Source organism: Paenimyroides baculatum (assembly GCF_008629655.1).
In the GTDB taxonomy this organism is placed as follows: domain Bacteria; phylum Bacteroidota; class Bacteroidia; order Flavobacteriales; family Flavobacteriaceae; genus Flavobacterium; species Flavobacterium baculatum.
On the sequence record NZ_VWSG01000013.1, the window covers coordinates 43,751 to 57,070 of the forward strand.

General features: G+C 33.4%; 13 protein-coding genes. 8 read left to right on the forward strand and 5 right to left on the reverse strand.

Features of this window, described 5'->3' with window-relative positions; all coding sequences use genetic code 11:
* Positions 1-77 precede the first annotated feature (77 nt).
* From F0460_RS14045 to F0460_RS14070, 6 genes are all read left to right on the forward strand, one after another.
* Positions 78-1,565 (forward strand): DUF805 domain-containing protein, encoded by a 1,488-nt coding sequence (locus F0460_RS14045; RefSeq protein ID WP_150014324.1) that lies wholly within the window; start codon positions 78-80, stop codon positions 1,563-1,565.
* Positions 1,566-1,660: 95 nt separating this feature from the next.
* Positions 1,661-2,359 carry a response regulator transcription factor gene (locus tag F0460_RS14050; RefSeq protein WP_150014326.1) on the forward strand — a complete coding sequence of 233 codons (699 nt, stop codon included), beginning with the start codon at positions 1,661-1,663 and terminating at the stop codon, positions 2,357-2,359.
* A complete protein-coding gene (locus tag F0460_RS14055; protein WP_150014327.1) occupies positions 2,356-3,732 on the forward strand; it encodes a HAMP domain-containing sensor histidine kinase in 1,377 nt (458 codons plus the stop codon). The genes F0460_RS14050 and F0460_RS14055 overlap by 4 nt, the downstream gene beginning before the upstream one ends.
* Positions 3,733-3,842: 110 nt before the next feature.
* Complete coding sequence (locus tag F0460_RS14060; RefSeq protein ID WP_150014328.1) at positions 3,843-4,349, forward strand: adenine nucleotide alpha hydrolase family protein; 507 nt, start codon at positions 3,843-3,845, stop codon at positions 4,347-4,349.
* Positions 4,346-4,834, forward strand: a complete 489-nt coding sequence (locus tag F0460_RS14065; protein ID WP_150014329.1) for a hypothetical protein — start codon at positions 4,346-4,348, stop codon at positions 4,832-4,834. The genes F0460_RS14060 and F0460_RS14065 overlap by 4 nt, the downstream gene beginning before the upstream one ends.
* Positions 4,818-5,633: a YoaK family protein gene (locus F0460_RS14070; protein ID WP_150014331.1), complete on the forward strand. Its 816-nt coding sequence runs from the start codon at positions 4,818-4,820 to the stop codon at positions 5,631-5,633. The genes F0460_RS14065 and F0460_RS14070 overlap by 17 nt, the downstream gene beginning before the upstream one ends.
* Positions 5,634-5,839: 206 nt before the next feature.
* On the opposite strand, the gene F0460_RS14075 is transcribed toward F0460_RS14070, so the two are convergent.
* The 3 genes from F0460_RS14075 to rlmD all read right to left on the reverse strand — a co-directional run bounded on the left by F0460_RS14075 (position 5,840) and on the right by rlmD (position 8,517).
* Entirely contained in the window at positions 5,840-6,556 is a 717-nt protein-coding gene (locus F0460_RS14075; protein ID WP_150014333.1) for a DUF6048 family protein, read from the reverse strand.
* Positions 6,531-7,028 carry a DUF6452 family protein gene (locus F0460_RS14080; RefSeq protein WP_150014335.1) on the reverse strand — a complete coding sequence of 166 codons (498 nt, stop codon included), beginning with the start codon at positions 7,026-7,028 and terminating at the stop codon, positions 6,531-6,533. Before F0460_RS14080 ends, F0460_RS14075 begins: the two co-directional genes overlap by 26 nt.
* 76 nt (positions 7,029-7,104) lie before the next feature.
* Positions 7,105-8,517 (reverse strand): 23S rRNA (uracil(1939)-C(5))-methyltransferase RlmD, encoded by a 1,413-nt coding sequence (gene rlmD / locus F0460_RS14085; protein ID WP_150014337.1) that lies wholly within the window; start codon positions 8,515-8,517, stop codon positions 7,105-7,107.
* 176 nt (positions 8,518-8,693) lie between these two features.
* Between rlmD and rocD the strand changes: the two genes are divergently transcribed.
* On the forward strand, positions 8,694-9,929 hold the full coding sequence (rocD, locus tag F0460_RS14090) for an ornithine--oxo-acid transaminase (protein WP_150014339.1): 1,236 nt from the start codon (positions 8,694-8,696) through the stop codon (positions 9,927-9,929).
* Between the two features lie 30 nt (positions 9,930-9,959).
* Here the strand turns inward: rocD and F0460_RS14095 are convergent, their stop codons facing one another.
* Both F0460_RS14095 and F0460_RS14100 read right to left on the reverse strand, forming a co-directional pair.
* Complete coding sequence (locus F0460_RS14095; protein ID WP_150014341.1) at positions 9,960-11,117, reverse strand: hypothetical protein; 1,158 nt, start codon at positions 11,115-11,117, stop codon at positions 9,960-9,962.
* 51 nt (positions 11,118-11,168) lie between these two features.
* Entirely contained in the window at positions 11,169-12,860 is a 1,692-nt protein-coding gene (locus F0460_RS14100) for an RluA family pseudouridine synthase (RefSeq protein WP_150014343.1), read from the reverse strand.
* Positions 12,861-12,960: 100 nt separating this feature from the next.
* On the opposite strand from F0460_RS14100, the gene F0460_RS14105 reads away from it, so the two are divergent.
* Complete coding sequence (locus tag F0460_RS14105) at positions 12,961-13,320, forward strand: DUF983 domain-containing protein (RefSeq protein WP_150014345.1); 360 nt, start codon at positions 12,961-12,963, stop codon at positions 13,318-13,320.

Consider the following 13,320-nt stretch of genomic DNA (forward strand, 5'->3'; position numbering starts at 1 on the left):
TTCGTTTAAATAACCTTTGTTAATCACATTAAAGTTTACTATTTTCATACAATAATGAAAATAACCATAAAAACATAATGATCAACTACTACGTTGTTTTAGAAATTCCGAATTTTTCAGATCAGGCGGTTATAAAAAAGGCATACAGAAAGTTGTCTAAAAAGTATCATCCCGATGTGAATAAAGATCCGTTTGCGAGTTCGTGTTTTTTAAAGATTAGCGAAGCTTATAATTTTTTGATTGATGATAACAAACGCATGTTGTTGCATCAGTTTTTATACCTTCATGAAGTTTCACAAGTAGCAAAAGATAATTATCAAACTAAACATCAAGAAACACACACACAAAATCAACAGCAAAATTCAGTTCAAGTAGAACCTGTTATCCATTTATTTTCTGCCGATAAAAAACATTTCGTTTTAAACGATCATATTTTGTTGCAGTGGAGTGTTAGTCAGTGTAAATCTGTGACCATAAATGTTTTTGGAAATGTTGCTTTTTCGGGAACACATTATTTAAAAATTGATCATTTTGCAGAAGAAATTATTGTTTTAATGACAGTTGTAGGCTTCGACGATAAAGAATATAAGTATCAGATAAAATTGCAGTACCGCAATAAAAATCCTGCTAAAAGAGCTTTTCAGCAAATAAAATCTCAATATCCCAATGCCGATGAAATCCATTTTAAAAAGGAAACTTTCTTTGGTTTACATACCCGTATAAGTAAAACCGAGTTTAAAAACCGAATGTTTCTTTTAGGATCATTATTTTTAATATTGACTGTTTTGTTCTTTTTAACAAATGCTAAAACACTCGTTTTCTTTTTATTACTTATACTGTCTTGGATTATTTTTAGTCAGTGTTACAAACGCATACACGATACCGAAAAATATAAATATAAAGTCGGTTTGTTGCTAATTCCAATTTATAATTTATTTATTATCAGTAAATTATTTGTTTTAGATAGTGAACGACAGGTTAATGAATTTGGAATGATTTCTGAAAAATCCACCGATAATTTTAAAGATTGGATTGCGAATGGATTTAAAGTTCTAAATAAACAGGTAACATTGCTACAAAAACTGTCAATAGGTAGTTTTTTATTTTTGGTTATTTTAGTATTGTTCAAAAGCACCAGCACATATCAAGAAATTCAGGTAAATCTGACGTCGTATTATATTGATACATCAAGACCAAACACAAACGGAAGTATACACAGAGATTATTTTGTGGTTTTTAACGATAAAATACCCGTAAATGTTTCCGAAAATTATTTTGACGAAATTGTTTATCGCAAAAAATTCGATACATATAAAATTGCTTTAAATAACAATAATGTAGAATACATCCGATTGATCGATTCTAAAAACAACAATACCGAACGGTTGAATTTTGGCGTGCTTCAAAGTAATAATCCGTTACTTATAATTACATTTTTACTGTTTTTAAGTCAGTTGTATGTGTGGCGAAACCTTACAAAACCTGCAGAACTAAAATTCGCTAACGGATACATGGTTTTTGTCATGATTATTTATCTGTACGCCATTTTTGTAACACTATTTTAAATTTCCGCTATATTTATAGCACTTACAAAATTCTAATTAGATTTTAATCACCGTTCACTCGGTAAATTTTATTTTTGCAAATTACAGCTAAAACAATGAGTACAATATTAATAATTGAAGACGAACAGCACGTAGCCGACCTGATTAAACAGAGTTTGGAAGAAGAAGGTTATAATGTGCTGCATGCTGCTGATGGTTTGAAGGGAATTGAATTGATAAAATCAGAAAATATTCAGTTGGTAATATTAGATATTTTACTGCCAAAAATGAACGGGTTGGAAGTTTGCAGACAGATCCGCAACGATGGTTATACCGATCTTCCAGTGTTGATTTTAACGGCTTTAGGCAGTGCAGAAAATATTGTTTTAGGATTTGATACCGGTGCCGATGATTATTTGGCAAAACCTTTTAAGCTGATTGAACTGAAAGCTCGAATTAAAAATCTTTTAAGACGAAGCGAGTTTTTCGATGCCAATGGAACGGTGATTAACGATGTATACAAATTTGCCGATTTAGAATTGAATGATTACACCAAAAAAGTCACTCGAAATAATAATGAAATCTCGTTAACATCTACAGAATATCGCTTGTTGTTGGAATTTATGAAAAACCCTACAAAGGTTTTAAACCGTGGCGATTTGTTAGATAACGTTTGGGGAATTAACTTTGACAACGGCACAAATGTAGTTGACGTTTATGTAAATTATCTGCGTAAAAAACTGGATAAATTTGGCGATAAAAAATTAATTCACACTGTTACCGGTATGGGTTATGTTCTAAAAAATGACGCATGAAAACCTATAGCAAAACCGTACTAACCATTGTTTTAATTTTTGTTGTTTACACCTTAATTTTTACAGGATATATTTATTATTCGTTTTCGAATTTTGCTTTTGAAGATTTCTATAAACGGCTGGAATTAAGAGCCGGAACCATAGCAACTATGCAATTGGGCGAACCTGAAGAATCGTTAAAGGTTAAAGAAACGTACGAGAATTTTTTAGAAAATCTGCCTAAACAGAAATACTATATTCTTCCTATTGAAAATAATCAGATTGTAGGCGAAATTCCGCAAGAAGTTCCTTCTAAAGTGGTTCGAAATACCTTAAAAAGCAAAGCTTTTAATTACAATAATGCTGATTTGTTTTATAGCGGATTAATTTACGAAGACGCTAAAAAGAACAAATATGTTGTGGTTGTTTCTGCAGAAAATTATTTCTATACCCATCATATTATTTACCTTCGAAACTTACTGATAACATCACTTGTGTTTTCGCTGCTTCTTATTTTTGTGATTTCTCATTTTGTATTGCGAACGTTGATTCGACCAGTAAAATCGATCATAAAAGATGTAAATAAAATCGGGTCAGAAAATTTACACCTTCGCTTGGAAGTTTCAGATGCTAAACACAAAGATCCAATCAGCGAACTGAAATATACATTTAATGATATGTTGAATCGTATTGAAACATCTTTTGAAACCCAGAAGAATTTCATCAGTAACGCATCGCACGAATTAAATACGCCGTTGACATCGATAATAGGCGAGGCAGACCTTATTCTTTCTAAAGAACGATCGATTCCCGAATACGAAAAAGCACTGACAAATATTTTGTTAGAAGCCGAAAAATTGGAAGAAAAAACCAAAGCACTGCTTTTTTTAGCGCGAACCGGTTATACCGAAAATACCAAACGTTTTGATAAAGTGCGTGTTGACGAATTGTTGATGGAAGTTCAGCAAAACCTTTCAAGAGTAAACAAGAATCTTAAAATTAAGATGGATTTCAGCTTACTGCCCGAAAGTCCAGAAAAATTAAAAATCAAAGGAAATGAACAATTGCTTCATTTGGCAATTTCAAACATTATATCAAATGCCAGCAAATATTCAGACAATAATGAGGTTTATCTGGCATTGGGCGCTACCGAACAATCTGTTGTAATCATCATTAAAGATAAGGGTATTGGTATTCCAGAATCGGAAATGCCGTATATTTTTGATCCTTATTTTAGGGCATCAAACACCTTTAATTATGAAGGTTACGGTATTGGATTGCCTTTAAGCCGTAACATTATTAAAATGCATAATGGCGAATTATTGATAAAATCTGTCGAAAAAAGCGGTACAACTGTACAAATTATTTTGCCTACAGGAAACTACAAACTGTAATTTTAATCACATTCTAATAACTGCCTTATTTTCTAATAACTTTATAATTTCATTCTAAAACCCTTCTAATACCAACGGTCGTAATTTTGTTTCAAACATTAGGTGAAATTATGAGCGCAGTAAAAAAAGTATTGATTCCTACCGATTTCAATGTTAAATCGTTAAATGTATTGTTAGAATTTTTAAGAAGAAACCCTAACGACCAATTCGAAGTTATTTTGGCGCATGGTTATGATATGTCTTATTCTTTTAGAGATTTATTGTTTTATTCTGAATACAAAATTCTTAAAAAAATACAATCAGATGAGTTTTGTGAATCGTGTAAATTAATCGAAAACACGTATCAGTCTAAACTTACAAAATTAAAATTCAGCATTTTAACCGGTAGCACCAAACGCTATGTTAGAAATTATGTTGAAGCAAATAATATTGATTTTATTGTTTGCTGTAACGATTACAAAATGAAGTTTAAATCAAGAGATAGTTTCAACTTAATACCTTACTTAAAAGCTACAAAAGTTGAAATAATTAATATTGAAAACACACAGAATGTCGTAACAGAGTTGGAACATTCGGAACAACTTGCCGATATTTTTTTATCAAGCATAGAACAATGAGAAAAACAGCACCGTTTGCATATAGTTTAATTTTAATAGTACTGCTTTGTTGTGGAACTGCATTAATTAAGGGCGATAGTCCCGAAGATTTAATTGTGGGGAAATGGGAAGAAGTAGACTGGAATTTTGAACGAATTAATGTAGATTCTACAGAGGTAAACGGCAATTTGTTAGCTTACCAGAAAAACGAACTCTACAACAATATGATTATTCATCAGGGTGAAGAGTGGGAGTTTTTTCCGAAAAAAAAGCTGACTTTAACTCCGAAAGATAATTCTGAAGAGAAAAAGATCAAATGGTATTTAAAAGGTCGTGGTAATATTTTAGAACTTCGATATGGCGATGATGTAGTAGAAAGTTATCAGGTTCACAAACTAACCAAAGATACCATGGTTATTTATTACAATTTTGATTTGCAGATGAGGGGAAGCGTTAAAATCACCTTTAAAAAAGTAGAAGAACAAGATTATGCTCAGAAAATATAGTACACATAGAACGCATGACGATAATTTAAAATTAGGCGCACTTACTGCTTTTTCGGCAGGAATGGTCAATGTTATATCTGTAATTGTGTTTTTTGCTTTTACATCGAACATAACAGGTCATTATGCTGTTTTTGCACAAGAACTTGCAAAAGGAAACTGGTTTCAGGCGGCAATTGTTATTCTGTGGATTATATTATTCTTTTTCGGAAGTTTTACATCGAACTTTGTAATTATCCACGGAAACAAATACATTGGCAGGTATTTATCGCATGCTATTCCTATTATTTTGGAAATTATCTGTTTGCTTGTTGTTGGAATTTATCTTCAAGGATTTTATACCGAAAGTTTGCAGGAAACCGAGTTTTTAGTAGGATTATTATTGTTCGCAATGGGACTTCAAAACGGATTAACCGCAAGTATATCTAATTCGGCAGTAAAAACAACCCACTTAACAGGTTTAACAACCGATTTGGCTATTGCACTTTCTATGATGACCAAAAAACATTACAGAAAAGACGAAAAGGTAATAGAAAAAATACAGCTTTTAAGTTCTATTATGTTTTTTTATGTGTTGGGCGGCGTAATTACAGGCGTGCTTTACAACACTATTCAAAACTATACGTTTTATATTGTTTGTTTTTTCTTAACGATTATTATTCTTTACGATTACTATAAACTGACGGTTTTAAAGTACAATCACAAAAAGCTTTTCAGTTTAAGACAAGAAGCAAGAGAAAGTAAAAACAATATTCAGGAAGAACAAAACAATAACATAACAGAGAAAAATACCTGTTATTAAAGAGAATCTTTAATTTTTCATATAATTAATTTACTTGTAAGAAGAAACGCCAAGGCTTGAGAAACCTTGGCGTTTTGTGTTTTTTTATTGTTTGAAGCTCATCACTTCGAGTAGATTTTTCTTAATGAAATGGAGGAAAATCGTATCGAGAAGTTTTGTATTGAAAGTTCTCGACAAGCTCGAACCGACAAAGATCATTATAAATTTTACTTTCTTATTAAAGCTCGATCTGTTTTAACCGTATTGAACTTCTTTTTAAAAGGAATCATGTAACTAACAGTGTATCCAAAACCAACACCAATATTTCCGCTGTATTTTTGTCCGAAACCTGGGTAGTAAAGGTTTTCAAATCCTTCTGGCTGCGTTTGATAAAACAAACCTTTTAAACGGGCATTCATTCCTACATATAAATTGTTTGCAACTTCAACCTTTATTCCTACAACCAATTCCAACCAATGTGCCATTAATCCTGTCGATTTTAATTCAGGATACTGCATTTCTTCATCAAAATAAGCATTTCCGGTATTTACGCGGTAGCTGTGCAGTGTTTGATTGTGGTAACTTAAACCGTAACGTCCACCAACATAGATCAAATTATCCATATCTAACCAGTTTTGATGAAAGTTTCTTTCGGCACCCAACTTTAAAAACATTCCGGTGGTTGTGTACGAAAGCTGATCGTCTTCTTTAAATCGGTCTTCAAAACCAGCTTCGGCAGCCAGATACCATTTTTTATTGTAACGATAATCGGCATTAAATTCCAAACCCTTATAATCTTTATCCCAAAAATTGCGCGAAGCCTTAACCACATCAATACCAATACGTAAACCGTAAACATCGGGATATATTTTTGGTAAGGAATCTTGTGCAAACAAGTTAGTACTGGCTATAAATGCACTAATAATAAAACTGAAGGTGCGCATTGTCGGTATTTGTAAGTTCGTTTGTAAGTCTGTTCATGCTTCGTATCCACGTATCTTCAGAAACACTTGTTGTTTTTACGGCATTAAATTCGTGAAAAATAGTTTTGTAACCGCAAGCTTTAGAAACATAAAGTGCTTCGGGTGTATAAGTAAATCGCAACTGATCTGTTTTGTGAATAGTATCGCTATTACTTCCGGTTGGAATGAAAAGTTTTAGATTCCAAGTTGTTTCGCTAGTATTTATCTGTAATGGAAGTTCGATTGTTGATGTACTTCTAAAAATCAGCGTTTGATTAGATCCTTCAGCAGTAGCAGCTATTTTTGCAGCAGATTTACGAATTTCAGGATCTAAACGATCAAATAAACCAATGACAACGTTTGGAGTTTCCGATTCGCTACCCGAACAGATATCGTCTTTTTCACATGCCGATAGACCTAATGCAAGCAAGCCTACAAACCAAATTTTTCTCATACATTTTTTAATAGACTGTAAAAATACAAAATCATTTTGTAAAAAAAGAGCAGCTGTTAAGCCACTCTTGTATATTTTATTTTTTTTCTAACAAAACCACATTTTCAACGTGATGCGTTTGCGGAAACATATCAACCGGTCGTACGCGAACAACCTTATACATTTCGTCCATTAAAGCTAAATCGCGAGCTTGGGTTGCCGAATTACAACTAACGTAAACCACACGTTCCGGAGCAATTTTTAAAATTTGTGCTACCACATCTTTGTGCATTCCATCGCGAGGCGGATCAGTAATAATTACATCAGGCTGACCATGTTGTTCGATAAATTCATCGTTAAAAACATTTTTCATATCGCCCACATAAAACTCACAATTGGTAATATTGTTGCGTTCGGCATTCACTTTTGCATCGGCAATTGCTTCAGGCACAGCTTCAACACCAATTACTTTTTTGGCATTTTTTGATACAAACTGTGCAATGGTTCCGGTACCCGTATATAAATCATAAACCAGTTCGTTGCCTGTTAAACCTGCAAAATCTCTAGTAATACTATATAATTCGTATGCTTGATCTGAATTGGTTTGATAGAACGATTTTGCATTAATGCTGAATTTCAATCCTTCCATTTCTTCCAAAATATAATCGCGACCATGGTAGCAAATTACGTTTTGATCGTAAATAGTATCGTTCAATTTACTGTTGATCACATATTGAAGCGATGTAATTTCAGGGAAACGATCTTTTAAGAAATCAAGCAGCAATTCACGTTTCTTTTTATCTTCTTTAAAAAACTGAATCAGAACCATTATTTCTCCTGTCGATGACGTTCTGATCATCAACGTACGCAACAAACCGGTATTTTCGCGCGGATTGAAAAATTCCAGACCGTTTTCATTTGCGAAATCACGAATTTCATTACGAAGCGCGTTTGAAGGATCTTGCTGAAGATAACATTTTTTAATATCTAAAATTTTATCCCACATTTTTGGAATATGAAAACCAAGGGCATTTTCTTTACCTAATTCTTCGCCCGATTTAATTTCATCATCTGTTAACCAACGTGCGTTAGAAAAAGAAAATTCCATTTTATTGCGGTAGAAAAATTGTTCTTTCGACCCTAAAATAGGTTCAAATTGTGGTAATTCAATCTTTCCAATTCTTTTTAAATTGTTTTCAACTTCTTGGTGCTTGTATCCCAACTGAAATTCGTAACCCATGTTCTGCCACTTACAACCGCCGCAAGCACCAAAATGCTGACAAACTGGTTCAACGCGTTGTGCAGATAATTTGTGAAAAGCAACTGCTTTACCTTCAAAATAAGCCTTACGCTTTTTAAAAGTTTGAACATCTACCACATCACCCGGTACAACATTCGGAATAAAAATAATTTTACCATCGGGAGCTTTTGCTACCGAAACGCCTTTTGCGCCTGCATCAAGGACTTCTACGTTTTCGAATACGATTTTATCGGTTTTTTTTCTTGCCATGGTACAAAAATAATATAATGTTTGCAGAAATTTCTGCACCAACCGTTATTTAGATTGTTTATAAAATTAACCCTTAATGTTTTTAGAAAGATTCTATTTTTAGTACCTTGCACCTTTGGATGATTTCTCTCCGTTAAGAAGGAATGGCATATTTTAAAATTTATAAACTAATAATAATGAGTAGTTTATTAACAAGTAACGATGCAATTGCATTAGAAGAAAAATACGGAGCGCATAATTACCACCCGCTTCCGGTAGTACTTACAAAAGGTGAGGGCGTTTATGTTTGGGATGTTGAAGGTAAAAAATATTATGATTTTTTGTCGGCATATTCGGCAGTAAACCAAGGACATTGTCATCCAAAATTGGTTGAAGCTTTAACAAATCAGGCACAACAACTTACACTTACTTCACGTGCATTTTATAACGATAAATTAGGCGTTTACGAAGAAAAAATCACCAAGTTGTTTGGTTTTGATAAAGTTTTGCCAATGAATTCTGGTGCAGAAGCTGTGGAAACAGCTATTAAACTGACAAGAAAATGGGCTTACGAAGTAAAAAAGATTAAGGAAGAAGAAGCGGTAATCGTAGTTTGTGAAAATAATTTCCACGGACGTACAACTACCATTATTTCTTTTTCAAACGATCAGGAAGCTCGTAAAAACTACGGTCCTTATACCGAAGGTTTTGTGCGTATTCCTTATAATAATATCGATGCTTTAAAAGATGTTTTAACAAACAAAAACGTTGCAGGATTTTTAGTAGAGCCTATTCAAGGCGAAGCTGGCGTTTATGTTCCGGATAGCGGATATTTGTCGGCAGCATTTGAATTGTGTAAGAAGAATAATGTGTTGTTTATTGCTGATGAAGTTCAAACAGGAATAGCACGTACAGGTAGAATGTTGGCGGTTGATTATGAAAATATCAAGCCCGATGTTTTAATTTTAGGAAAAGCATTATCTGGAGGAATGTATCCGGTTTCGGCTGTTTTGGCAGATGACGAAATTATGAATGTAATTAAACCTGGACAACACGGATCTACTTTTGGAGGAAATCCTTTGGCAGCCGCAGTTGCAATGGCAGCTTTAGATATTGTTCTTGACGAAAAATTGGCAGAAAATGCCGAAAGGTTAGGAGCGATCTTCAGACAACGTTTAAATGATTTCATTCAAACATCGAACATTTGTTCAATGGTGCGCGGAAAAGGATTATTGAATGCTATTTTAATTAATGATACAGAAGAAAGTGATACTGCTTGGAATATCTGTTTGCGCTTACGCGATAACGGATTGCTTGCAAAACCAACACACGGAAACATTATTCGTTTTGCACCACCATTAGTAATGAACGAAGAACAATTGTTAGATTGTGTTAGAATTATCACAGAAACGTTAAAAGAGTTTGAAAGATAAAAAAGAGGCTGACATTTGTCAGCCTCTTTTTTATCTTAAAACTTTATGTAATTCTACTGGTTTGCTTGTATCGAAATGATAGCGGTAGGTTCTTAATTTTCTACTTAAATCGGCACCCAAACTTTTGGCTACATTAATCATTTTCGGGTTAAAATCGCCAATCCACTGCATTTCATAATCCGTGTAAGATAATTGTTTATCCATGATTTTCTGACCTTCAATCATCATAAAATTATCAACACCTTTTCCTTGCCATTCCGGAACCACTCCAAAAGCAATCCCAATGATTCGTTTGCTTTTATTAAATGTTTTGTACCAAAGAAATTTAAGTTTGTGAAAAATATCGAACTTCCCGTTCAAGTGTTTAAAATACTGGTTTAAATCAGGTAAATTCAACCAAAAAGCAACAGGTTCATTTTTATAGTACACAAACCACACAATTTTTGGATCAATAACCGGTTTCATGGTTTTAAAAATCAGTTTGCCTTGCGATAAAGAAAGATCTTTTCCACCGCCATGACTTGCCCATGCTTTATTATAAACAGTCACAAAATCGGCAACATACTTATCTAAATTTTTCATATCCAGATATTCTGCCTTAAAATCTTTGTCTTTGGCAATATGTTCGTGACGATCGTGCAGTTTTGGTCTTAATTGCTGATTTATTGCAACCGAAAAACATTCCTGATTAAAATAAGTTTTAAAACCATAATTTTCGAACAAATCTATATAATACGGAAAATTGTAGTTCATGTTATACAAAGGTTCGTAGAAACCTTCAATCAGCAAGCCCCACCATTGGTCACGTTCACCAAAATTTATCGGCCCGTCCATGGTTTCCATATCATGTTGTTTCAACCATTCCTTTGCCTGATCAAACAAATAATTAGCTGCGGTTTGATCGTTGATACATTCAAAAAAACCAATGCCGCCAACAGCCGCTTTGCCTTCGTATTTAGGATTTACAAAAGCAGCAATTCTTCCAATTACTTCATCATTACCGTTAAACAAAATCCAGCGAATGGCTTTACCGCCACGTTTAAAAAGCTTGTTTTGTTCAAGATCGAACACTTTTTCAATGTCCTGATTTAAAGGCTGGATCCAATTTTTATCGTCCTGGTACAGTTTAACCGGAAAATTTAAAAATTGCTTGCGCGTTTTATTGTTTTTGACTTCTACTGTGTACATAACCATGTTTAATCAACACAAATGTACAAAAAGTTTGTGAGGTTGATTTGTTTAAAAATCGGGATCAACCTTAAAAATGACCCATTCTTTTGTGATTGGATGAAAAAATTCCAGCGTATGTGCGTGCAAATGCAGTCGGTTTGACTTTGTTCCATACAAATCATCACCTTTAATTGGTGCATTTAATCCTGATTTATGAGCTGAATGTACGCGTAATTGATGAGTTCTGCCGGTTATTGGAAAATATTGAATTCGAGTTGAATTTTCGGTTTTTGATAAAACTTTGAATTCTGTAACTCCCATTTTTCCATATTCGTAACAGACAATTTGTCGCGGACGATCGTCTAAATCAACACGTAATGGTAATTCAATTTTTCCAGAATCCGGTTCAATCAATCCATCTAACAACGCAATATAACTTTTCTTGACCTTACGTTTTATAAACTGTTTTTGAAGATTTTCGTGAGTATCTTTATTTTTTGCAAGAACCATTAAGCCTGAAGTGGACATATCTAACCGATGAACAATTAACGGTCCGGTTGCCTGCGGATACCTGTTTTTAATGCGTTCGTAAACCGAATCGCTGATATTGATGCCGGGAACCGATAAAAATTCGGCAGGTTTATTTATTACCACCAAATAAGGATCATCATAAATAATTTCCAGTTCTTTATCTTTTGCAGGATTTTGTAAAAACGGATTTTCATCGACCTGCAATCCTTTCAACATGTGACTTAAAATGGGCTCGCATTTTCCCCAGCACGACGGATAAAACTGTTGGTGTTTGCGTACTTCGGATTTTGGCGATTGTCCCCACCAGAATTCTGCCAAGGCAATTGGTTTAAAATTATTTTTGAAGGCGTACTGAAATAATTTGGGTGCACAACATTCGCCGGCACCAGCAGGAGGTTGGGAGTGAAGTGCTGTTTTAAAAATATTGAGCAGTGATTTTTCTTCACTTTCGGCATTTAGAAAAGTATAGTTTGTAAAAAGCCAGTTTTGTAACGCATTCGACTTTTGTTTGCGAAGATTCTTTAGAATTTCAATTTGATCTGTTAAGATGGAAATTTCTTTATTGATCGAATTTAATTCAGCTTCAAAATTACCGGTTAATTCTTTCAGTAAATGTTTGTCGTATAAACTCTGTTTGATTAAATCAGCTTCAAATTGTTGGTATTCTTCAATTGAAAGTGCTTCTTTTTTTAAGATTCGTTCTTGCTTTCTAATTTGTTTATTGATTTTTATCTTCTTTTTGAAAGAATCGATTTCTTGTTTTGCAGTTAATTCTAAATCAGTTTGTTTTTTTTGAAAATTCTTTAAATCTGTATTATTTTCTAACGATTCAATTTCTCTGTTTATAGAATTTAGTTCTTCTTCTTTACGTAAAAAATAACCGTTATCTGTAAGCATATCAAACACAGGCGGAACAAAAAAAGCAATTGAATTACTGTTTGCAAGTTTACCCGAATAGGCAGCTAAAAAACCTAATGTACCTTTATTTTCAACAATTAAAACGCCAAACATTTTACCAATGGGCAATAAGTCAGAGTTGTTTTCTAACCCAAAATTATGTTGCAATTCATCATTAGTTTCCAAAAAACGTTGCACTTGTTTAGCAGCGATTTCACATAACGGATGCACATCATAATAAAACGGAAAATTTAATTTTTCAGGTAATCTTATATGAGATACATCTTCGTTAAAAGAAATAAAACAAGGTGTTTCTGTTGAATTTGTACTCATGTAAATTTTAATTAAATGTCTGAATTGTGCAACTAATTGCGTTTTTTTGAAACGGTTTAGAACTGTAAATAGCCGTATATTTGTACAAAATTAATAAGAAATGTCTTACGTAAGTAAAGTTTTAGATGGTACTTGTCCGAAATGTGGCGAAACCAAAGTTTTTAAGGCAAAAGGAAATCCGTTTTTGTTTAAAATGCCGGTTATGAATGCGCGTTGTTCAAAATGCAGTTATTCGTTTCACCGTGAACCTGGTTTTTACTTTGGCGGAATGTATATGAGTTACGCATTAACGGTAGCAGAAATGGTAGCTGTTTTTGTGTTAGGCTTACTGTTCAACGTTGGTTTTTTAAGTATTTTCTTTGGTGTTGTTTTAATTGTACTGCTGTTATCTACGTTTAATTACCGCATGTCGCGATTAATGTGGCTGAATTTATTCTATAAAAACGAAGAGGAAGTTTAA

Excerpts from the sequence above, each read along its gene's own strand:
- rlmD (WP_150014337.1), bottom strand. The coding sequence starts at position 8,517 with ATGGCAAGAAAAAAAACCGATAAAATCGTATTCGAAAACGTAGAAGTC.
- F0460_RS14060 (WP_150014328.1), top strand. The coding sequence starts at position 3,843 with ATGAGCGCAGTAAAAAAAGTATTGATTCCTACCGATTTCAATGTTAAA.
- F0460_RS14050 (WP_150014326.1), top strand. The coding sequence starts at position 1,661 with ATGAGTACAATATTAATAATTGAAGACGAACAGCACGTAGCCGACCTG.
- F0460_RS14095 (WP_150014341.1), bottom strand. The coding sequence starts at position 11,117 with ATGTACACAGTAGAAGTCAAAAACAATAAAACGCGCAAGCAATTTTTA.
- F0460_RS14065 (WP_150014329.1), top strand. The coding sequence starts at position 4,346 with ATGAGAAAAACAGCACCGTTTGCATATAGTTTAATTTTAATAGTACTG.
- rocD (WP_150014339.1), top strand. The coding sequence starts at position 8,694 with ATGAGTAGTTTATTAACAAGTAACGATGCAATTGCATTAGAAGAAAAA.
- F0460_RS14070 (WP_150014331.1), top strand. The coding sequence starts at position 4,818 with ATGCTCAGAAAATATAGTACACATAGAACGCATGACGATAATTTAAAA.
- F0460_RS14080 (WP_150014335.1), bottom strand. The coding sequence starts at position 7,028 with ATGAGAAAAATTTGGTTTGTAGGCTTGCTTGCATTAGGTCTATCGGCA.
- F0460_RS14075 (WP_150014333.1), bottom strand. The coding sequence starts at position 6,556 with ATGCGCACCTTCAGTTTTATTATTAGTGCATTTATAGCCAGTACTAAC.
- F0460_RS14105 (WP_150014345.1), top strand. The coding sequence starts at position 12,961 with ATGTCTTACGTAAGTAAAGTTTTAGATGGTACTTGTCCGAAATGTGGC.
- F0460_RS14045 (WP_150014324.1), top strand. The coding sequence starts at position 78 with ATGATCAACTACTACGTTGTTTTAGAAATTCCGAATTTTTCAGATCAG.
- F0460_RS14055 (WP_150014327.1), top strand. The coding sequence starts at position 2,356 with ATGAAAACCTATAGCAAAACCGTACTAACCATTGTTTTAATTTTTGTT.
- F0460_RS14100 (WP_150014343.1), bottom strand. The coding sequence starts at position 12,860 with ATGAGTACAAATTCAACAGAAACACCTTGTTTTATTTCTTTTAACGAA.